Source organism: Allobacillus sp. SKP2-8 (assembly GCF_007559355.1).
In the GTDB taxonomy this organism is placed as follows: Bacteria; Bacillota; Bacilli; order Bacillales; family Alkalibacillaceae; genus Allobacillus; species Allobacillus halotolerans.
The window spans coordinates 32,718-53,774 of the sequence record NZ_VMHF01000010.1 but is presented as its reverse complement, the minus strand read 5'-3'; the positions used below and the strand labels follow the sequence as shown (position 1 = coordinate 53,774).

At 38.9% G+C, this 21,057-nt stretch carries 21 protein-coding genes and 1 other annotated feature; of the genes, 6 read left to right on the top strand and 15 right to left on the bottom strand.

What is annotated here, in order from left to right; all coding sequences use genetic code 11:
- Positions 1-84: 84 nt before the first annotated feature.
- The 7 genes from FPQ10_RS08965 to FPQ10_RS08935 all read right to left on the bottom strand — a co-directional run bounded on the left by FPQ10_RS08965 (position 85) and on the right by FPQ10_RS08935 (position 4,205).
- Complete coding sequence (locus FPQ10_RS08965) at positions 85-867, bottom strand: sulfite exporter TauE/SafE family protein (RefSeq protein WP_144163155.1); 783 nt, start codon at positions 865-867, stop codon at positions 85-87.
- A gap of 69 nt (positions 868-936) precedes the next feature.
- The gene (locus FPQ10_RS08960; RefSeq protein ID WP_144163153.1) at positions 937-2,067 is read right to left on the bottom strand and encodes an MBL fold metallo-hydrolase; all 1,131 of its coding nucleotides are present in this window, start codon (positions 2,065-2,067) and stop codon (positions 937-939) included.
- Positions 2,068-2,129: 62 nt separating this feature from the next.
- Positions 2,130-2,702, bottom strand: a complete 573-nt coding sequence (locus FPQ10_RS08955) for a sulfurtransferase TusA family protein (protein WP_144163151.1) — start codon at positions 2,700-2,702, stop codon at positions 2,130-2,132.
- Positions 2,703-2,720: 18 nt separating this feature from the next.
- Positions 2,721-3,017, bottom strand: a complete 297-nt coding sequence (locus tag FPQ10_RS08950; RefSeq protein ID WP_144163149.1) for a rhodanese-like domain-containing protein — start codon at positions 3,015-3,017, stop codon at positions 2,721-2,723.
- Between the two features lie 18 nt (positions 3,018-3,035).
- The gene (locus FPQ10_RS08945; protein WP_144089519.1) at positions 3,036-3,515 is read right to left on the bottom strand and encodes a DsrE/DsrF/DrsH-like family protein; all 480 of its coding nucleotides are present in this window, start codon (positions 3,513-3,515) and stop codon (positions 3,036-3,038) included.
- A 100-nt stretch (positions 3,516-3,615) separates the two neighbouring features.
- On the bottom strand, positions 3,616-3,843 hold the full coding sequence (locus FPQ10_RS08940; RefSeq protein WP_144163147.1) for a sulfurtransferase TusA family protein: 228 nt from the start codon (positions 3,841-3,843) through the stop codon (positions 3,616-3,618).
- 101 nt (positions 3,844-3,944) lie between these two features.
- Positions 3,945-4,205, bottom strand: coding sequence for a metal-sensitive transcriptional regulator (locus FPQ10_RS08935; protein ID WP_144163145.1), 261 nt, complete (start codon positions 4,203-4,205; stop codon positions 3,945-3,947).
- 287 nt (positions 4,206-4,492) lie between these two features.
- Here FPQ10_RS08935 and FPQ10_RS08930 point away from each other — a divergent pair, with 287 nt between their 5' ends.
- From FPQ10_RS08930 to FPQ10_RS08915, 4 genes are all read left to right on the top strand, one after another.
- Positions 4,493-4,996, top strand: coding sequence for a sigma-70 family RNA polymerase sigma factor (locus tag FPQ10_RS08930; RefSeq protein ID WP_144163143.1), 504 nt, complete (start codon positions 4,493-4,495; stop codon positions 4,994-4,996).
- Complete coding sequence (locus FPQ10_RS08925) at positions 4,989-6,005, top strand: anti-sigma factor (RefSeq protein WP_144163141.1); 1,017 nt, start codon at positions 4,989-4,991, stop codon at positions 6,003-6,005. The genes FPQ10_RS08930 and FPQ10_RS08925 overlap by 8 nt, the downstream gene beginning before the upstream one ends.
- The gene (locus tag FPQ10_RS08920; protein WP_144163139.1) at positions 5,990-6,283 is read left to right on the top strand and encodes a hypothetical protein; all 294 of its coding nucleotides are present in this window, start codon (positions 5,990-5,992) and stop codon (positions 6,281-6,283) included. Before FPQ10_RS08925 ends, FPQ10_RS08920 begins: the two co-directional genes overlap by 16 nt.
- Positions 6,284-6,565: 282 nt before the next feature.
- Positions 6,566-7,114, top strand: coding sequence for a hypothetical protein (locus FPQ10_RS08915; protein ID WP_222103062.1), 549 nt, complete (start codon positions 6,566-6,568; stop codon positions 7,112-7,114).
- 65 nt (positions 7,115-7,179) lie between these two features.
- On the opposite strand, the gene FPQ10_RS08910 is transcribed toward FPQ10_RS08915, so the two are convergent.
- Positions 7,180-8,508, bottom strand: coding sequence for an MATE family efflux transporter (locus FPQ10_RS08910; protein ID WP_370512033.1), 1,329 nt, complete (start codon positions 8,506-8,508; stop codon positions 7,180-7,182).
- A gap of 205 nt (positions 8,509-8,713) precedes the next feature.
- Positions 8,714-8,964, top strand: a binding site (T-box leader).
- Positions 8,965-9,139: 175 nt separating this feature from the next.
- Here FPQ10_RS08910 and brnQ point away from each other — a divergent pair.
- Positions 9,140-10,480: a branched-chain amino acid transport system II carrier protein gene (gene brnQ, locus FPQ10_RS08905; protein ID WP_144163133.1), complete on the top strand. Its 1,341-nt coding sequence runs from the start codon at positions 9,140-9,142 to the stop codon at positions 10,478-10,480.
- A gap of 141 nt (positions 10,481-10,621) precedes the next feature.
- Here the strand turns inward: brnQ and FPQ10_RS13100 are convergent, their stop codons facing one another.
- The 4 genes from FPQ10_RS13100 to FPQ10_RS08890 form a co-directional block, all read right to left on the bottom strand.
- Complete coding sequence (locus FPQ10_RS13100; RefSeq protein ID WP_186278628.1) at positions 10,622-10,783, bottom strand: hypothetical protein; 162 nt, start codon at positions 10,781-10,783, stop codon at positions 10,622-10,624.
- 268 nt (positions 10,784-11,051) lie between these two features.
- Complete coding sequence (locus FPQ10_RS08900; protein ID WP_144163131.1) at positions 11,052-11,432, bottom strand: VOC family protein; 381 nt, start codon at positions 11,430-11,432, stop codon at positions 11,052-11,054.
- The gene (locus tag FPQ10_RS08895; protein WP_144163129.1) at positions 11,432-11,833 is read right to left on the bottom strand and encodes a hotdog domain-containing protein; all 402 of its coding nucleotides are present in this window, start codon (positions 11,831-11,833) and stop codon (positions 11,432-11,434) included. Before FPQ10_RS08895 ends, FPQ10_RS08900 begins: the two co-directional genes overlap by 1 nt.
- 831 nt (positions 11,834-12,664) lie before the next feature.
- Positions 12,665-13,849, bottom strand: coding sequence for a DUF4145 domain-containing protein (locus FPQ10_RS08890; protein WP_144163127.1), 1,185 nt, complete (start codon positions 13,847-13,849; stop codon positions 12,665-12,667).
- Positions 13,850-14,456: 607 nt separating this feature from the next.
- On the opposite strand from FPQ10_RS08890, the gene FPQ10_RS08885 reads away from it, so the two are divergent.
- Positions 14,457-15,227: a M48 family metallopeptidase gene (locus FPQ10_RS08885; protein ID WP_144163125.1), complete on the top strand. Its 771-nt coding sequence runs from the start codon at positions 14,457-14,459 to the stop codon at positions 15,225-15,227.
- 26 nt (positions 15,228-15,253) lie between these two features.
- Here the strand turns inward: FPQ10_RS08885 and FPQ10_RS08880 are convergent, their stop codons facing one another.
- From FPQ10_RS08880 to FPQ10_RS08870, 3 genes are read right to left on the bottom strand one after another with little or no spacing between them, the layout of a single operon-like run.
- Complete coding sequence (locus tag FPQ10_RS08880; RefSeq protein ID WP_144163123.1) at positions 15,254-18,190, bottom strand: type I restriction endonuclease subunit R; 2,937 nt, start codon at positions 18,188-18,190, stop codon at positions 15,254-15,256.
- On the bottom strand, positions 18,187-19,464 hold the full coding sequence (locus tag FPQ10_RS08875) for a restriction endonuclease subunit S (RefSeq protein ID WP_144163121.1): 1,278 nt from the start codon (positions 19,462-19,464) through the stop codon (positions 18,187-18,189). Before FPQ10_RS08875 ends, FPQ10_RS08880 begins: the two co-directional genes overlap by 4 nt.
- Positions 19,457-20,941 carry a type I restriction-modification system subunit M gene (locus tag FPQ10_RS08870; RefSeq protein ID WP_144163119.1) on the bottom strand — a complete coding sequence of 495 codons (1,485 nt, stop codon included), beginning with the start codon at positions 20,939-20,941 and terminating at the stop codon, positions 19,457-19,459. The genes FPQ10_RS08875 and FPQ10_RS08870 overlap by 8 nt, the downstream gene beginning before the upstream one ends.
- Positions 20,942-21,057 lie beyond the last annotated feature (116 nt).

Sequence of the window (21,057 nt, the reverse complement as noted above, 5' to 3'; positions counted from 1 at the left end):
ATATGAGCTACTCAAATGAAAAAAGTGTTCTATACCCACCAAAGGATATAGAACACTTTTTTCATGGTTTTATTCAAAAATCAATTAAAAGAATTCCAACCATATTTTAATTGCGGATGCTAAAATCAATACAGATAAAATCCACTGTAAGATTTTTGTATCCATTTTCTTACCCATCATCGCACCGAGTGGAGCTGCAATTAAGCTAGCTACAATCATGACTGCAGACGGTACGAAAAGGATTTGACCGGTCAATAATTTACCTGCTGTCGAACCGATCGATGATATAAAGGTAATCGCCAGTGATGATGCGATTGTCATGCGTGTAGGAATTTTTAGGACGATCAACATAATCGGCACTAAAATAAATGCCCCGGCTGCACCTACGATTCCGGCTCCGATACCTACTGCCAACGCTAAACTAGATGCTAACATTTTGTTAAACGTTACTTCATCGAACGATTGATCATCCAATCCTTTTTTCGGCAAAAACATCATCACGACTGCGATTGTCGCAAGGATGGCATAGACGAAGTTAACGGATCCTTCTGTAAGAAAACGAGAACCAAAACCACCGATAAAGCTACCGATTAAAATGCTGACACCCATGTAAATAATAAGTTGTTTATTTAAATATCCGCCTTTACGATAGGCCCAGACACCGCCAATGGTCGCAAAGAATACTTGAATGGCGCTGATGCCTGACACTTCATGGGCTGAAAAAGCTGCAAAGCCTAATATTGATGGTATATATAAAAGCATTGGATACTTAATAATGGAGCCGCCAATTCCGACCATGCCAGAAATGAACGAGCCGACAAAACCAATGACAAAAATCAGTAATAGAAACAGAATACTATATTCCAATTAAATCCCCTCACTTCATAAGAAGGAAGGATTAAGGACGGGCCTCAATCCTTCCACTCCTCTATTCATTTACTGGATCGCACAACGGTTTGGTCCAATTTCCATTTCACGTTGTCTATCATGATCTGGTGAAATTTTACCCATGTTCGTTTCGCGAATTTCTTGGTGTGAATTTGGTTGTGGTGGTAAGTTTTCTGTTACCATGCTACGGAATTCGCGCTCATCTTCAACGTTTAATCCGTGGTTCTTTTCATATAGCGTTCCTAGCTTCTCACCAACTGAGCCATCTTCATTCAACTCATCATTCGTCATGAAGTGAGCTGGTAAAACGTAAAGTTCAGAAGATACTTCTTTATATCTACTGTATAGTGTTTCACGTAGATCTCCTACCCAGTCTTCTGCCTTGCCTGCTAAGTCTGGACGACCGATGGAATTAACAAACAAGATATCGCCTGACAATAGATATTGATCGTCTACGATAAATGAAGTCGACCCAATCGTATGCCCTGGTGAGTATAACGCATGGACATCAATATTTGATGAACCAACTTGAATAACATCCTCGTCATTTAGTGGCTTATATTCAAATTGAACTTCTGTTGCATCTTTTGGTGGTAACCAGTACGTTGCTCCTGTTTCTTCAGCTAAGCGACGTCCGCCAGAAATGTGATCGGCGTGTAAGTGCGTGTCTAACGCATGTGTGATATTAGCACCTTTTTCTTTAGCGAAATCAACAAACACATCCGTCATCCGCACTGCATCAATTGTTGCCGCTTCATCTCCTGAAATAATCATATACGATAAGCAACCTTTACCTAAACGAACAAATTGATATAGCTCGCCACCATCGGTTAAGTCAGCAACTTTAATAGGCTCTAAATGTTCACTCCAAGCTTTCATGCCGCCTTCTAATGAGTAAACATTTTCATAACCTTCTTCAACTAACATTTCTCCAACAAACTCAGACGAACCGCCTTTTGCACAAACAACCAAAATATCTTGGTCTGTTGGCAATTGGTCTTTGATTGGATCAATACCGTCAATCAAGTCAAAATATGGTGTATTCACATAGCTAAATTGTTCGCCTTCAATTTTCCAATCGTTAAAATCATCTTCGTTTCTGACGTCTAGAATAAACAATTGATCTTTATTTAAAACTTTTTTCGCTACTTCTTTTACATTCATTGTTTGAATAGGCATCCTAAATTACCCCCTAAGGTATATAAATTTGTATAATGAAAACCCGTCCTTAGACGAGTTAATTATTCACTACGGTCTATATCTCCGTCCCAAGTACTCATTCCCGGCACAACATTATAGACGTTATCGAAACCTTTTTCAGTCAATAACTGTGCAGCTAAATCACTACGATTTCCTGTTCGGCATACGACATAAACTGCTTGATCTTTTTTAATCTCGTTTAAACGAGCTTCCAATTCGCCAAATGGAATCGATACAGCAGTCGGAATGTGACCAAAAGCATATTCTGCCGGTTCGCGCACATCAACTAACGTAACGTTTTCTGCTGTCAACTTCTGTTTCAATTGTTCATTATTCACTTTATTTTCATGAGTCGTTTCTTCGCTCACTTCGTCTGATGAAGCTTTACGGATATAATGTTTAATGACATCATCCTCTTCAACAACCCCTAAATATTGGTGTCCGCCACGCTCAGACCATGCTTTCAAATCTGCTTTGGACCCAGGGTCGGTCGCTTCGACTAATAATACTTTTCCTGGCTCTAACTGATCGATTTCCTTACGCGTTTTTACAACAGGCATCGGACAAGCCATTCCTTTACTATCTAAAACGTGATCTGCTTTAATTTCTGTCATTACAAATCCCTCCAATTGTTATTCGACTGGACCTTGCCAATCCAACATACCGCCAGTCATATTGGTGACGTTAAAACCTTTCGATTCAAGGTACTGCGTCGCTTGGCCACTACGCCCACCAGAGCGGCATACCATAATATATGCTGCATTTTTATCTAATTCATGCTCGCGAAATTCAACTAAACCAAGTGGCATGTGTAGCGCGCCAGGGATTTTCCCAGCAGCTACTTCTTCCGCTTCACGGACATCAATTAGATTCAATTGCTCACCATTTTCTAATTTTTCTTGTACTGTCTTTGCATCAATTGTTTTCATTCGAAATTCCTCCAACTATTAAATGAATAAATTAATGGCGCCATCTTCACCGTCAGCGATATAAGCTGCGACACCACCGTATTCGATGTCATCCATTAATTCTTCTTTTTTCAAACCTAAAAGGTCCATTGTCATCGTACAAGCAAGCAACTTAATATCCTGCTCTTTAGCCAAGTCGACCAAATCGGAAACTGGCATGGCATTATGCTTCTTCATAACTTTCTTGATCATCTTAGGACCCATTCCTAGAAATTGCATTTTTGATAATGGCATATTTTCTGCCCCACGAGGCATCATTTTTGCAAACATTTTCTCCATAAATGATTTCTTCGGTTGTAATTTCTCATCTTTACGCAACGTATTTAATCCCCAAAACGTGTGAAAAATTGTCACATCATGATCGTATGCTGCCGCACCATTCGCAATAATATAGGCAGCCATCACTTTATCGTAATCACCACTAAACAAGATGATATTCGTCTTTTTTCTTTCGGACATTTTACTTCCTCCTAAATGGTTATTTGAAGAGAGAACGAAAGTTGTATTTCGCTCCCCCTCATACACATACCCGTACAGGTATATTATCATCTAAAAAAATTTATGCTTTTTTAATATAGAAATAGAATACGCCGTCTTCTTCTTTTAGATCAACGAGCTCATGTCCAGAAGACTTTGCCCATGCGGTAATATCACTCTTAGATCCTGCATCAGTTGTTACCACTTCGAGAATTTGACCACTTTCAATGTCATCAATCGTTTTCTTTGTTCTTACAACTGGCATTGGGCATGCAAGTCCTTTAGCGTCTAATGTCTTCTCAATATTCATTATAAAATTCCTCCTGTTAATTGTTTTTTATATTTTAATACCCTATGGGGTATATTATAAAATAAAAGAATGATTGTCAACAAGTAAATTTATTTTTTTACTTATCGACTTTTTACCAATAAATTCACAGCTTCCTTAACTTTATCATCTGTGTTCTCGCCGTTTTCTTCTGCTTCACGCACACATTCAATTAAATTTTCGCTGACGATTACACCAATTGCTCGGTCAATCGCCGTTCGACTTGCGGAAAGCTGCGTAATGACATCTTGACAATCCGAGCCTTCTTCCATCATTCGAAGTGCGCCTCTTAGCTGGCCTTCCAATCGTTTAATGCGATTCTTTATTTTATCATCGTATTCCATTGCATCTTCCCCCCTCTACTAATTAATCCCAAGTTTATCATGTGTTATTTCAACCGATATATTTACATCATATACCCCTAAAGGTATTTTGTCAAACACAGATGATTTCATCAATTAAACTAAATGTTTCGTTTTCTTTAGCACTTAATGATTATTGGGGTCCGCATCAAACTATATACCCCTAATGGTATGATGTCAAACATAAAATTGTAACCATGATAAAATGTCAGTAAACATGCAACTTTTTGTACCGCTCATCCGTTGTTTGAGTGAAAGGGGGATTATAGATGGAAATAGACGATATATATAAATACTACATGTACGATCTATATCGTTATTTATTCTCCCTTTCAAAAAATCACCATACTGCTGAAGATTTAGTACAAGAAACATTTTACCGGACTTACTTAAGCTTACCTGAACAAAATATTACGAACATCAAAGCTTGGTTGTTTAAAGTTGCCTATCATACATTTATCGATGATACGCGCAAAAATAAGAAACAAATTCCTAATGAAGAGATCGAACGATTAAAAGACAAAGAGTCCAGTGCTTGGACACCCGAGGAGCAAACACTTCAAAACGAAGGGTTTCAACAGCTTATTGAAATGATCCATCAACTGCGACCGAAACACCAACACGCTGTCATCCTTTGTGATCTACACGAACTTACATATGAAGAAGGTGCACAAATTATGGAACTAAATATCAATTCATTTAAAAGTAATTTGTATCGTGGTAGGCAAGCATTGATGAACAAATTGAACGAACGGAGGGATCAAGATGAGTGATGATCAAAATTATTGGAAGATGATTGACCAATCAAAAAAGCAATTCGACCAAAACACAAACATTGATTCTAATAAAATACTTAAAAGAAGTCGCCATAAAGCTTTGACAACAAACATTTTAATTAGTTTGGCAGTTCTTTTGATGATTGTACCCACTTTAACACTACTTACCTATTTTTATTATGGAAGCGGTGGCCATGACGGCCGGGCAAACACGCAAATCAAAGTCGCTAGTGACGTGATCGAAATGACTGAGCCGAATATGTATGTAAAGCGAATGGAATTAGAAGAAACAATTGATTTCTTTTCAATGGATTTGAACTTTGATGTTTATAAACGGATCGGAAAAGAAGAATATCGAGTGGGAGAATATGACATCAACTATCTGTTAGATCAACCTAATTTTCCTGATCGAACATTTTTACTTGACCGGCCACATCCAGATATACCGCCAAGAGATGAACCTAGTTTCTTTATACATCCGGCACTCCATGTACCTTATCAATTTAAAAGAGAGTGGGAAATTGTTGAAAACGTCCCTGATGGAACGGTTGTAGAAGCCTATATATCTTTCAGCAATCCAATGAAACCAGATGACATTCGTGACATTAACCCCGGTCGCGATCCAGATATCGATTTTTTATGGTTAGCTGTTGATACAGGTGTCGAAAGGAAAGTCGTTGATGATCAAGGGCTACCAGTTACACCAATCGGATACCCTATTTATAAAGATCCACCAACGTGGACGCCTTTTGATAACAGGCAGGATAATAGCGAAGTTTTTAAAGAGATTTTAAACCATTTAGAGAACCACGAAGAGCAAGCGACGAAAATTGCCCGTACAAAAACATTAGCTCTTGAGGAACGCATTGATTACATTCAAGAAAATAGTGTAAATATTTATGGAGCTGTTGTTACAGGACCAGCATCTGAAATTCGAAAGCTTCAGGACAACGAGTATGTTAGAAGCCTTAAAGTTGGCGAGGTGAAACTATGGAATTGGCGATGAAAATTAAATCGAAAGTAGCTGGTATACCTGGGTTGGTTTCGATTATTAGTGCGCTTCTCGGTTTAGCCTATTTCAATGTTGAGTATTTAACGAAAATGAACACGTCAATCTCACCATACGTCTTTTTTATAATGGCATCAGTATTCTCAGGAATCGTCGGCCTATTTAGTAAAAAAAGTCGTTTGTATGCAATATGGGGATTAGGAATCGGAATTTTTCTTGTGGTTCATCTGATCTTGATGATTTTCTTTTCAATCAATATTAATTACAAACCGTAAAACTTTCAATCTTGACGGAGGGAATTTTTCTAAAACGTTTTCGTCGGGCGGTTTCGCACGTTCGTCGGGCGGTTGCACACGTTTGTCGGGCGGTTCCACGCGCTTGTCGGGCGGTTCCACGCGCTTGTCGGGCGGCTGCACGCGTTTGTCGGGCGGTTCCACGCGCTTGTCGGGCGGCTGCACGCGTTTGTCGGGCGGTTCCACGCGCTTGTCGGGCGGTTCCACACGCTTGTCGGGCGGTTGCTCGCGTTTGTCGGGCGGCTTGACGCGTTTGTCGGGCGGTTGCTCGCGTTTGTCGGGTGGCTGCACACGCTTGTCGGGCGGTTCCACACGCTTGTCGGGCGGTTCGACACGCTTGTCGGGCGGTTCCACACGTTTGTCGGGCGGCTGCACACGCTTGTCGGGCGGTTGCTCGCGTTTGTCGGGCGGTTCCACACGCTTGTCGAGCGGCTGTACGTGTTTGTCGGGCGGTTGCGCACGTTTGTCGGGCGGTTGCTCGCGCTTGTCGGGCGGCTCCACGCGTTTGTCGGGCGGTTCCACACGCTTGTTGGGCGGTTCCACGCGCTTGTCGGGCGGTTCCACGCGCTTGTCGGGCGGCTGCACGCGTTTGTCGGGCGGTTCCACGCGCTTGTCGGGCGGCTGCACGCGTTTGTCGGGCGGTTCCACGCGCTTGTCGGGCGGCTCCACACGCTTGTTGGGCGGCTCCACACGCTTGTTGGGCGGTTGCTCGCGCTTGTCGGGCGGCTGCACGCGTTTGTCGGGCGGCTGCTCGCGTTTGTCCATCAGATCAGAGTTGGTCAAAAAAATTGGATTGATTTTTATAAAAAATGAAAAACGCAAAAACATCTCACCTTTTTGTCAGTGAGATGTTTTTTATCCAAATGGCCTTCAACAAACTATCGGAACAATTCTTTTTCTCGCCAATTGCCCCATTTGTAATAAGCAATCGAGAATAAACAGCTAAGCAAGAAGCTCGAACCCATTCCAAGTGGGATCCCAATTTGTCCATAAATGGATGAAAAGAAATAAGTTAATGGAACACGTAATACCCATAGGGATATAATGTTTAACATCAACACTTGGAACATTGCTCCTGAACCGCGGACGACACCATTCAAAATAAAATTTAATCCGATAAATAGATAGAAGAATGCGATTGTTTTAACATATAACGTACCGAAAGCGACACTAGCCTCCTCTTGAATAAACAAACGGACAAGCGGCTCTGCCCAAATGTAAAAGGTGATCGTGACGAGAGCCATCAAAATCGCATTATAGATCAACCCAACTTTTGTCGTTTTGAAAACACGATTCCATTGTTTTGCCCCTATGTTTTGAGCAGCCATCGTATTGACTGCTGTTCCGAGAGCCGATGCTGGCAGTAGAATCAGTTGATTCAACCGTTGAGCCGCACCGAACCCAGCAACCGTCGATTCACCAAAACTGTTCACAATCGATAAAATGACATTCGATCCCGCATGAATGACAATCATTTGGGTAATTGACGGTATACTTAATTGTAAAATCGTCCGCACTTCCACCCAACGAGGCTTTTGAAATCGAAACTTAAATGTCTGATATTTTCGACCTACATAATACAAGCTGACGAGAAAAATAACGATATATACAATCACCGTCGCATAAGCCACACCAGCCAAACCAAGGTTTAACACTTTAATGAAAATGGGATCGAGGACAACATTCAACAATGCCCCGACCAAAATAAAATAAAGCGGTGTTTTGCTATCACCGAATGCACGAAGTACTGTTGCGACGAAGTTATAGCCAACAAGAAAAAACATCCCGAAAAAGTTAATGAGTAAATATTCTTTAGCAATCGGTTTAATCGAATCGGGTGTATTTAACCATCCTAGTAACGGATCAACCACGAACGAACCAACGAGTGCAACAATGAACGTAAGACCCATTAACAAAATAACCGAAGAACTTAAATAAGATTTAATTTCTTTCGGGTCGTTTTTTCCACTTAATTGAGCGAAAATTGTCAGTATGGCATTGTTGCTTCCTAAGACAAAAGCCAAGACAATCGACATGACCGTTAAACCAATGGTAATCGCTCCGAATGCCGTACTTCCAAGTAGATTCCCAACCCATAAACTATCCGTCAACTGCATCGACATTTGTAGTAAATTCGTGAATACAAGCGGTAAGGCAAATATATATAACTTCCGATAAATCGAACCAGATGTTAAATCCTCTTTCAATTGCAATGTTCCTTTCTTATGTATCCAACGTGCTCACCATCATAGTATACAACATTCAGATAGACTAGCTCACACAACTTAAGAAGAAAATTCATCATTTTGTTTACAATGTTTATGATCAAAATTAAAATTTTCAAATAAAACACTTGATATTTTATTTAAAAGCAATATAATGAATTTAATCAATTATTTAAAAGTTTAAAAACAAAAATCGATGAAGAGAATAGTAGCTTGTTAATCTAAAGACTACAGAGAGTCCGCAATTGGTGAAAGCGGACGTCAGCGGATCAAGTGAAAATCATCTCTGAGATGCAATGCTGAAATTATCATTTAGTAAGCATTTGCCGGAATTCCTGCCGTTACAATAGGACGCGTATGATAGTACGTTGATCGAGTGCCACAATTATAATGATTGTGGAATTTGGGTGGTAACGCGAGTATAAGCTCGTCCCTATTTATAGGGACGAGCTTTTTTTATTCCTTCAGATTGAATTGCTTTCCTTTTTTATTCAAGCATTAGCGAAAAAGCATTCCAATCAATCCTACCTACTCCGTAGTACATCGATCATCAAACGAAACGCACTTAGGCATGGAAGTATTTTTAAACAACATCAGAAAAGGAGCGAGTGGAATGAAAAAGAGAGAAACGTTTTTTGTAGGACTTATGTTATTTTCAATGTTTTTTGGGGCTGGAAATTTAATATTTCCACCATTTCTTGGTAGTGGGGCTGGCACTTCCTTTTGGCCGGCAATGATTGGGTTCATCGTAACAGGAGTCGGCTTGCCTCTGCTAGTCGTATCTGCAATCGCACTGGTCAAAAACGGTGCGAATGAACTTGGCAGCAGAGTCCATCCTTGGTTTGGTGCTGTTTTTACGTTATTAATCTATTTATCAATTGGACCATTCTTTGGCGTGCCACGTAACGCAAACGTTGCATTTGAGATGGGCTTCAATCCACTTATGGAAGGAAGCTCCTTTAGCCAATCATTATTGTTACTCGGATTTACAGCATTATTCTTTTTCTTCGTTTTCTTATTAAGTTTGTATCCATCTAAAGTTGTGGATTTAATGGGGAAAGTTATCACACCAACATTGCTAATTTCGATTGTGACATTATTTTTAATCGGATTTTTCCGATTGGATAAATCATTTGAAGCACCGAATGAAACCTATCAAACGGCATCATTTTTCAAGGGTGTCATTGATGGATATGCGACAATGGATGCATTAGCGGCAATGGCATTCGGAATTGTTATTTTAACGGCAATCAAACAAAAAGGAGTTACCGAACATAAACAGTTAAGAAGCTATACAGTGAAAGCTGCACTAATCGCTGGTACAGCACTTGCTTTAGTCTATACTGGCATTGGATTTATGGGAACTCAAGTAGCAGCTCAAGGTTCCTATGACAATGGATCGGCCGTATTATCTACAGCTGTCACTCTTTTATTAGGTAATAACGGAAAGATTTTGCTCGGATTCATTTTCACCTTAGCTTGCTTCACAACATGTGTTGGTTTGACGATTGCTTGTGGCCAATACATCTCAAAATTATCGAAAAAGCTAAGCTACCGTGTCGTTGTTTTTATGGTCACACTTGCTAGTTTCCTAATTGCGAATCTCGGACTGAATCAAATTATCCAAGTAACGATTCCATTCCTAGTCATGTTGTATCCATTAACGATTGTCCTAGTCACACTACCATTTATCGACCGATTTTTTGGCGGTTCGAGAGGAGTTTACCGAGGTGCAATGGCGTTCACTGGATTCGTCAGCATTTATAACGGACTTGAAATGCTCGGATTTCATGTAGAAGCATTATCATCGTTCATGAGCGTATTACCGTTTGCCTCACTTGATTTAGGGTGGGTTGTACCCGCATTCGTCGGTGGTTTACTCGGATTCTTGTGGGATCAATTCAGTCACAACAAAGTTAGAAAAGAAAATCCTCAAATTGAAAGAGCTTCATAATACTACTCCGGGCGAGCTGTTCGTCCGGTTTTTTATTTATTGGCGTCGATCATTTTTTATAACTTAGTGTAGTTTTTTTACATAAAAAAACAAGATGCGTTTTATTCTTTGTCTACGCATCTTGTTATTAAAGTGGTTTCATTATCTATGACCAACTTCCATATCCATTTGGTTGGAAATCTGTGGGTCGATCATATGACGGTTTTTTCTGTTCTGGAAATGTTGAACAGCATCTGTAACCGCAGCCATAATCATAAAAGTCGCTAATACGACTAAAGTGATAATTACTAGTGATAAATTCATAACGAACACCCTTCCTTTCTTAAAAATCTTCAAATTTCTTTGTTTACAAGGATATACTACCAAATATAAACGTTTGAGTAAATAGTTAAACATATACTTTTAAATCTTTTTATTTTTGGACACATTTAATCGTTTACTCTCGATTTATCAACTAATTAAAGCGGAAAAGAATGAATTTTCTAACACTTTCTAAAAATGGCTTTGCGAGCGTTTTTAAACTAAAAAAGACAAGGAATTATCCTTGTCTGAAATGGAGTTTGCAGAAAAACTAACAATTACAAATCATGATCACATTTCCATCAGGATCTTCAATAGTAAACCAAGCTGTTTCACCGACCCACTCAATTTCTCGCACTACTTTTATATCCTTATCCTGAACATATTGATACGCAGCATCGATATCGGGTGCATACAAGTTAAACAGCGGATTCGGTGTCACTTGATGCTTAAATTGAGGGTCAAATGTGTGGTCATCCAACGTCAGCGAAGTCGTCCCAGTCACTGGTAAATTGAATACAGGTGACTTTATTTGTTCCACATCAATCGATAAACCAACCAAATCAGCGTACCAACTCGCAGACTTCTTCAAGTCAGTCACGTGAACAAAGATTCCATTCATTTGATTTTTGATCGGTACTGTTTTCTCCATTAATCTCCCGCCTCCTCTTCATCTTGTAGAATAATCCCGGCAAAATTCCCGGTTAGCACTTGCTTACCTTTTTGATTCGTGCAAATAAATGACGCCATCATCGAGATCCGCTTTTCATCTCTTCTTTCAAGCTCCTCGATTGTTACGACGCACTCAACCGTGTCATCTGTAAAAACAGGTCTCAAAAATTCGAAATTCATTGTCCTAGCAAGCACATTGTAATCCCCACCGACTTTTGTCGGCAGCGTAGCCGTAAGCAATCCTTGAACAACAAGTCGACCAAGTTCATCCGGTGTCGTATGGTGATCACCTTCATCCATTGAAACTTTCGTAAATAACTCTACATCCGCTTCTGTAAAAGTTCGCTTAAATTTGATTTTATCCCCTACTGTTATATTCACTGGAGTTCCTCCTTATCCTGATTGAATGCTCATTCGTTTACACGACAATCATACATAGTCACCCGAAAAACTTTATTCAATAATAGGAATCTATTCTGTGAGTATCTGAGAAGGATGAATCATTCATACAGTTGAATATGGGAAGGTCAATTCAAAAAGCAAGGTGGTAAGTTCATAGTTTCTTCATTAGAAGTAATGCAATCGTTGACATAATCAGAGCAAGAATGGAAAGAACAAATGCTGTCCAAAGCATATTTCCAACCTCATTTCTTGTTTTATTCGAAAAGGAAGCTATAATAAGAGTAAGATATGGGTGGGAAGGGATTTCTCCCTTCCCGGGTGGTAGCGAGACTTTCGCTTGGTAGAGCGGGGGTCTCGTTTTCGTTACTAGAGTCGGATTGCAATCAAATATTGCCCAATACCGTATGTCTTGTTTTTTTCGAATAAGGCAGTTATAATAAGAGTAGAATATGGAGTGGGAAGGGATTTCTCCCTTCCCGGTTGGGTTACTGAGACTTTCGCTTTGCCGAGCGGGAGTCTCTTTTATTGTTACTAGAGTGACGTATTGCAATCGACAGCTCTATGGCTGCGACTACAAAGTTGATCACCGCAGTAACAAACACCAACACTTCCATATCTACACACCCCCTTTCCAGAAGAAAGAATCTTCTTCCCGATAACAACCAGGGTTGTTAGGGGGTATAACTATTTTAGCATTAGTTCAACTAACAAGGAACAAAAGTTCTTAAAACAACTGGTTATTTTTGTTTAAGTGTTTTGGGTAATAACTTCAATAAGGAAAGAGGCAGAGATTTTCTCCCTACCTCGTAATTAAACCAGTTCTTCTATTTTGGAAACTTGTTTCTCCTTTAATTGATTAAAGAAACTTTCTACTCTACTTGTTCCTACGCCTTTATACTTACCCAGAATAACAAGTTCCTTCGGTAAGTCACGCACGAATTTAATCCCATCTTCATTGAGTTGATCAATTAATCCTGGCATACCTGTAAAGTTTTCTTTGTTAATCTCAATCTTCCCTAGTTCCTCTGTTACGACTATTTCTTCTGACTTGTAGAATAAGAACAATTCTCCTGGTCGATTTTGCATTAGTTTTCTTCTTCTAATTTCTTCATTTATGAAGTTTCTTAACTCTGAGAAAAATACCTCTGAATGAGTTTCATTATAACGAACGATTCGGTTGTGGAATCCATCTAGTCTTTCAGGCAGTTCGCTCATAATTCTTGCTTCTTCCACACCGCCTAAGCGGACCAAGAAACGTTCTGAGTTTTCAAATCTCTGTGGCAACAAGAAGGTATCTCTAAGAAAATAAGGAACCTCAACGCCATCATTCCCATAAGAAATTGTTCTTATAGGAATTAAACCCGGCGCTTTATCCATGGTTTCAGAAAGAGATACTTCTTGTTTCTCAACAGGACCTCCTGTTTCACTATCGGCATCATTTGTACTCTTTGCATTCAGATTATGCGAATCAACTGATACCTGTTTTGGCTGTTCGTTTTGGACCGCTTGCTTTAACAGCTCCTCAATCTTTTGAAAGCGAAAATTCATCTCTTCTAAGTCATAAGAGTGATCTCTTCTCATTACCGGATCCACATACTCTGGAACCTCAATATCATGAGAGCCATAAACTTCAACAAACCATTTTACGATGATATAGATATGTTCCCATGCAGTTAATGATTCAGAAAACCTAAATTGTCGTGTATCATGTGCTGCTTTATTCCCCAATTTCCTGACTTCGTGTAGTGAGTTTTTCACTTCGTCTGTTAATAAGCCACTCTCATCTAAATCTTGTATTCTCTCAATTATCGTTAAATAAGGTTCATTCTCCATATTTTCATGGATCATCACTTTTTCGAGAAGCGTCTCAATAAATGTCCGGCTATGTGTTAACATCGATCGCGGACTATTATAAATGGCATTCTCCAATTCTCTTAGCGTTCGTGTAAATTCTTCAGAAATTTGATTTAAGAAATCATAGAAATAATTCTCCATAAAAATCTACCTCCAATCCTTATCAATTAATTTGATAAACCTATCTTTGCTAAAACTTCTCGTTTAAAGTCTTCTTCTTTACTTGGTACGATAACGTGTTCTGCCAATTTCTTTTTCTCTACCAAGAGATTATGTAATACTTCTTCAACAGATGTTCCATTGCCATCAGCTGAAGCAATCGGGTAGTATACATAGACTTCCTTTTCTTGACCTATACGATAGACACGATCCGTCGCCTGATTTTCAACCGCTGGATTCCACCATCTACAGATTCTATAATCACTGTTTATAGCAATTCGATTGCTATAAACGTAGTTATTACAATATGTATAAGAATCAAATTCACTATTTATGAAGTTTTCTCTACTTTATTGGTAATAGCACCCGAAAAGCTATCAGTTCTATCCATCACTGAAGAAACACCCGCAAAAACCATTAAAGTTAAATATATATTTACATAAATTATACCATATATTAGTAGTTGATTTGACATGTTCATTCAAATTTCTTATTTTTCTGACTTAATTAATTACACTGGAAGTCAATAACATTTGCCGCTTACTTTAATTCAGTTTAAGATAAGTATAGAAAGAAGGTAGATTAATAAATGCCTAGTCTAAAATACGGAACCACAACTATTCACTATTGCGTTTACAAGCAAAACAGAAAAGATATCAAAGTATCTGTTACATTAGTCAATGGTGTTGAGGTATATACTCCAGAGGATATAAGTGACGATCAACTTACTGAAATTCTTTACAAGAAAGCGCCTTGGATTACTCAAAAACTTCAAGAACTTAATGAAGTAAAGACAGCCGTTCAACCGAAAGAGTTCGTCAGTGGTGAAAAGCTGCCATACTTGGGACGAAATTATCGTTTGAAAGTTTTGAAGCAACCTGTCCAAAGGGCCGACTTTCAGTTTAAACAAGGGCGGTTTATTGCGAGGGTTCCAGAACAATGGAATCAAGATCAAATTCAACATATCCTTGAACAGAAATTAATCCAATGGTATAGACTTCACGGTCACAGAAAGATTCTAGAACGTGCTGATTACTATCAAAACATACTCGGTGTAGAACCAAATTCACTCCAACTGAGGACGCAACATAAACGCTGGGGAACATGTACACCGATTGGTGATATTTATATTAATTGGCGAATCACGATGGCTCCTATTTGGGTGATTGATTATGTGGTTGTTCATGAACTCGTTCATTTAAAAATTCCTGAGCACAATGAAAAGTTTTGGCGATTAGTTAAAGCAACGTTACCTCATTATGAAGAAGCTAAAGAATGGTTAAGAGTGCATGGCGTGGAGTTGCATTGTGTCGGTTTAAAAGAAGGGCAAAATAATAGAGACATGACTTACTCAGTTTAAGTCATGTCTCTTCTTCATACATAAAGTTATTTATAATGGACTTCTCCTAAATCCAATAGTTCTATAGCGACGTTTTCAACCATGTGATTGGGTATGGAGCTTGCGCGTAGTTGTCGTTTGACTTTCTTTCGCATTTCGCGCTTCACGTCTTCTTTTTCTGTCCAATCTATAACTGCATTTTCTTGTATAATTTCGGTGATAATCTCAGTTAAATCTTTTATACTATTGTGTTCAGAACCAGGTACATAATGTTCCAACGTTTGATAGAATGGCAACTGTCTTGGGTCTTTGAGTCCGATTGATTGGCTTTCTTCTTCCATGCTGATCATTTCTTGCCGGATTGACTGAAATTCTTCTAACAATTCTTCAATCGTTAGCTGGCGTGATTTCCGTTGCTCGATGAGTTCTTCCAATCGCTCTTTCAGTGAAGTATATTTCACTGGGTTCTCATCTAACTTGATTCGAATCTCATGCTTGATAGCATGTTCCATTTCGGCAGCTTTCGCCTCTGGTGTTTTAATCTCATCTAGTTTTTCATCGAATCTGCTTGTCAGAATATTAACCGGCTCAAATAAAATCTCTGGCTCAGATGCGTAAATATATTCTTCGATTAATTGACGAACCTTCCCCCCACAGTCGGAAATATCCATTCCTTCGTCGATATGATATCGTGACTTCGCAAGTTTTCGAATCTTCCCTAACCACTTTAAATCCTCTAAATACGGCTGGGCTTTAGGACTCGGCATGATCATATCCATACTTTCCGAGAACTTTTTAAATGCCATATCAAATGAATTCCGAATATCTTCAGGTTCAAGCACTTTCAGACAGGCATCAGAATCTTTTTTGTCTACGTGATCAAAAAATCGCATTGCTTTTCGGTGGCGGCTCTCTAATCTAGGGATTTCTTCGTCGACATGATGCATCGCTCCCTTAATATCTTCTTCATGAAAGATTCCTAAAGCTTCTTCCAAGAAACGAGAGACACCATAGTAATCCACAATTAAACCATAAGACTTTTTATCATAGGTTCTGTTCGTTCTCGCAATTGCCTGTAAGAGATTATGTTCTTTTAGCGGCTTGTCCAAATACATGACTTGTTCCACAGGAGCATCAAATCCTGTCAGCAATTTATCACACACAATTAAGAAAGCGAGCGGGTCCTCATGTAATGGCTTTTTGAATCGCTGAATAACTTCTTTCTCTTCTGTTTGAGAAAGTCCATATTGCTTCATTCGCTCGGAGTCATTATGACCACTGGAGATAATCACGGCCGATTCATAATCACTTAATTCATCAAGCAGCTCTTTATATGCAACAGCCGCCTCACGGGAAACTGTAACGATTTGTGCTTTAAATCCATTCGGTTCAATATGCTCCTCGTAGTGTTCGACAATATCTAAAACGACTTCTCTTATCCGCTTCGGTGATGAAGTCAACGCTTCTTCGGTCACATACTTCTGTTTAATCCGCTCTCGATCTTCATCCGAGTAATTACGGAAAAAGCGATCAAACAACTCATCGATCGTCTCACCTTGCACATGCAAGTCAATCAACCGAGCTTCATAAAAAATAGGTACTGTTGCCCCATCTTCAACGGCTTTTTCGATTGGATACTTATCGATGTATGTACCAAATGTTCGCACGGTACTTTTATCTTCTTTATCGATTGGTGTTCCAGTAAAACCAATGTACGTCGCATTCGGTAACCCTGTCCGCATGTTCATCGCCAGTGAACTATATTGGGAACGGTGCGACTCATCGACCAAAACAATCACATTCTCCGAGTCAGTCAATAATGGATACTCTTCCCCTTCATCCGTTTGGAACTTTTGAACCAAGGTCATCACCGTTGTTCCAGGGCCTTGTTGGAGAAGACTTTTTAACTCCTCAACGGACTCAGCTTGTTTCGGATTCGGGAAACCACAACGTTTAAATGTGTTCGTAATTTGACGGTCTAAATCTTGACGGTCAGTTACGACGACGATTGTAGGATTCTCTAGTTCTTTTAGTCGCCTTAATTTCATCGATAAAAAGACCATTGATAAAGATTTTCCTGAACCTTGTGTTGCCCAAACAACCCCTCCTCGAGCTTGTGGGTGTTCACCCGTTAAGATTCGTTCTACAGCTTTATTCACCGCTCGATATTGTTGATATCGTGCCATTTTCTTAATCACACGGCCATCTTCCGGTTCATAAACGATGAAATTCAAAATCAGATCAAACAATCTCTCTCTGTCTAAAATTCCTTGCGTTAATATATCTTGCGGAGTAGCATTTGGACCTACCTCTTCAACAGACAATGGATAAGGCTCTTTCCATGCTGAATAATGCTGGACACTGGCACCAATCGTTCCTACCTTAGCTCGGTCATTACTTGTTGAGATCATAAACTGATTGTAATAAAACAAATTTTCATTGACGGTTTGGTACCGTTTCAGCTGCTTTACTCCTTGACCAATTTGTTCATCAGGAGGGAGTGCCGGGCTTTTACACTCAATCACAACTAACGGAAGACCATTGACATAAAGCATAATATCCGGACGAATCGTTTCATTCGCATTCGTATAGCTCAATTGACGGGTAATAATAAATTCATTTTCATCGATGTTATCAAAATCGATCAACTGAACCGTCTGACTCTTCCTTCCGCTTCCTAAATCTTGTTGAACAGATAACTTATTGATCAGGATTTCATGGAATTCTTGATTAGCTTCCATCAAACTAGTAGCTTCCATATGTGTTATCTTGCGAACAACCTTATTTAGGTTGTTTTCGCTAATCCATGGATTAAGTCTTTGAATAGAATTTGTTAAGCGCTCCTTAAGCACAACTTCATTTTGCGACGTCCGTTCTCGATCAAGAGCCGCTCCGTCGACATACGTGTAGCCAAGCTTCTTCAGTTGGTCAATCATTCGATTTTCAACTAACGTTGCTTCGTTCCAAGCTTGGACTTCACTCATGACGAAACCTCCTCCTTATCGTCTAATGGTACTCGGACTTTTCCGGTTAGAAGTTGTTGCATAAGGCCTTTTTTAATTTCATTTAACTTATTGACTTTTGCCTTCTCAAATTCAATTTTTTCATATATTGAATCAATTCTTAAAGAAATTTCTCTTTGCTCTTCTAGTGGTGGTTTAATCAATAATAATTCTCTAAATGATGAAGCGTTAAGCTTAAAGTTAACCTGAACTGAGGTATCTTTTGAAAAATATTGAATGGATTTCAAATAATTCAATAAGTAATAATAAAATTTATTATTGCACTCATTATTCACTCTAATTTTTAGAATAAATGAAGCGAATGTATAATCTTCATCTAAGTTAAAAATTGCTGTCTTTCCAACATGATGCTGACTTCCAGAACGCCAATTAAAAAGCAAATCCCCATTTCTCAATTTAAATCTTTCCTGGTCTCGCTTATTTATATATACTTTCTTTGACATGTCCAACTTACCATCTAGCGTTATGTTTGCACCCGTGATAATCGGAATGCCTATGCTTGGGTCTGTATTATTAGAAACTGCTTCAGAGATACCATAATCAACTACGGCAAAATCATTAACTTTTAACAATTCCCAATTAGTTGGAATCTGACCAAATGGTGAATTCTTAAAATCTGTATGCTCAATCCCTTTCATCAACAACTGTTGCATTAATCCTTTTTTCACCGTCTCTGTTTGTTCGATGATTTGTTCTGTTTTTTCAATTGCTTCATCGACGGATGAGAGGATTGCTGCGATTTTTTGTTGTTCTTTAAGAGAAGATGGATACGATATATGCAATGTTCGTAAATTCTTCTGACTAATACCCTTAGCCGTTGTACCGGTGGAGAATCGATCCAATAAATTTTGAAAAACATTAGAGGATAAATAATACCTTAAATAATCACTTTCAATTTCAGGAATGGTTTTAAAAGCGGCTACTCTTTGACTCAAAATATATTTGTTACTATCAGGTATTTGTGTGACATTACCTAATGGTGCCTCCATTGTCATAACAACATCACCTTTTTCAAGATCACCCGTTGTCATCCATTTGTTATATAACTCTTCTGAACCATAATAAGCTTCAACCTCAGTATCTATCTTCCCATTTTTCACATTGTTCGCAGATAAGGCAAGAATATCTCCATTACCCCAAGACATCTCTAATTTTTTTGGTGTTTTCCCTCTATGATCAATTATTTTTTCTACACAATCTTTAAACGGTTTAACCATCCACCCAGCATTACTCACTATAACCCAACTCCTTCAAGTACCCATACATCTTCTCTTCTATTTCATCACGTTCTTGCTCTAGCTTTTTCAAATCATTCAACGCTGCTTGAACGTCAATTTCTTCTTCCTCTTTAGTCGTATCAATGTATCGGGCAATGTTCAAGTTGTAGTCGTTTTCTTCAATTTCCTCGAGATCAACCACTCGACAATATTTCTCTTGGTCGTCCCATTGGTCATAGGCTTTGACAATTTTCTCTATATCTTCATCTCTTAAAACGTTTTGGTTTTTTCCTTCTTGGTAATCCTTTGAACCGTCTAAAATAAATACTTCCCCTTTATGTTCATCAGCTTTTTTACGGTTTAAGATTAAGATACAAGCAGGGATACCTGTACCATAGAATAAATTAGAAGGTAGACCAATAATCGCTTCTACTAGATCCTCTTTTAGTAGACCTTCTCGTATTTTACCTTCTGCTCCACCACGGAAAAGGACACCGTGCGGCATCACGACTCCGGCTTTTCCTTGATGATTCAAGGTAGAAACCATATGTTGAACAAATGCATAATCGCCAGCGTTTTTAGGTGGAATACCAAAACGGAAACGGCCATATTCGTCCGCTTCAGCTTCTTCCCTACCCCAGTTTTTCAATGAAAAAGGTGGATTGGCAATGACTCGGTCATATAGCAATAACTCTTTATCATCACCTAAAAGTTTTGGCTCACGTATGGTATCTCCTCGCATAATTTCATGGTCACTTAGCCCATGTAAAAGTAAGTTCATCTTACAAATTGACCAAGTACCTAGGTTACGCTCTTGGCCATGTAGTGTAAGATTTCTAGGGTTCCCACCTTGTGACTTTATGTAATCTACGGATTGAACTAACATACCGCCAGAGCCAACCGTTGGATCGCACACTCGCATACCTTCCTCTGGTTTAATTAGATTAACAATTAATTCAACAACTTTAGAAGGTGTATAGAATTCGCCACCTTTTTTACCTGCATCATCCGCAAATTGTTTGATTAAATATTCATACGCTCGACCTAACATGTCCGGCTCGGATAAGTTCCCATTACTTAAATCAATGGAAGAAAAGTGCTGGATTAATTGCATCAGTAATTTATCAGGTAATTTATCTTTATCATTAAAGTCAATACTAGCCAAGACACCATGTAAAGAATGGTTTTCTTCTTCTAATGCCTCAAACGCTTTATTAATCGTGTTACCGATGTCGTGTGTTTGCACCTGAATATGCTCCCAACGCGCTCGTTCGGGTACAAAGAATTGGTGTTCATCACGATCATACCAAGCGTAGTCGTCGCCCTCTTCATGTTCAATCATTTTTGCACGTTCTACGAAAACATCACTCAACCGCTTCAAAAATAACAATCCAAATATGTAATTTTTATAATCAGATGAATCAATCGATCCTCTTAATATGTTTGCTGATTCCCATAGGTGGGATTCTAATTGTTGTAACGTCAGTTTTGACATTCTATTTCCTCCTCAAATTTAACCCCTACTTACATATAAATATAACAAAATTTGTACATATTAGATAGAATCGATTACTTCATTTCCTATAGGTTAAGACATTTACTTGATAACAT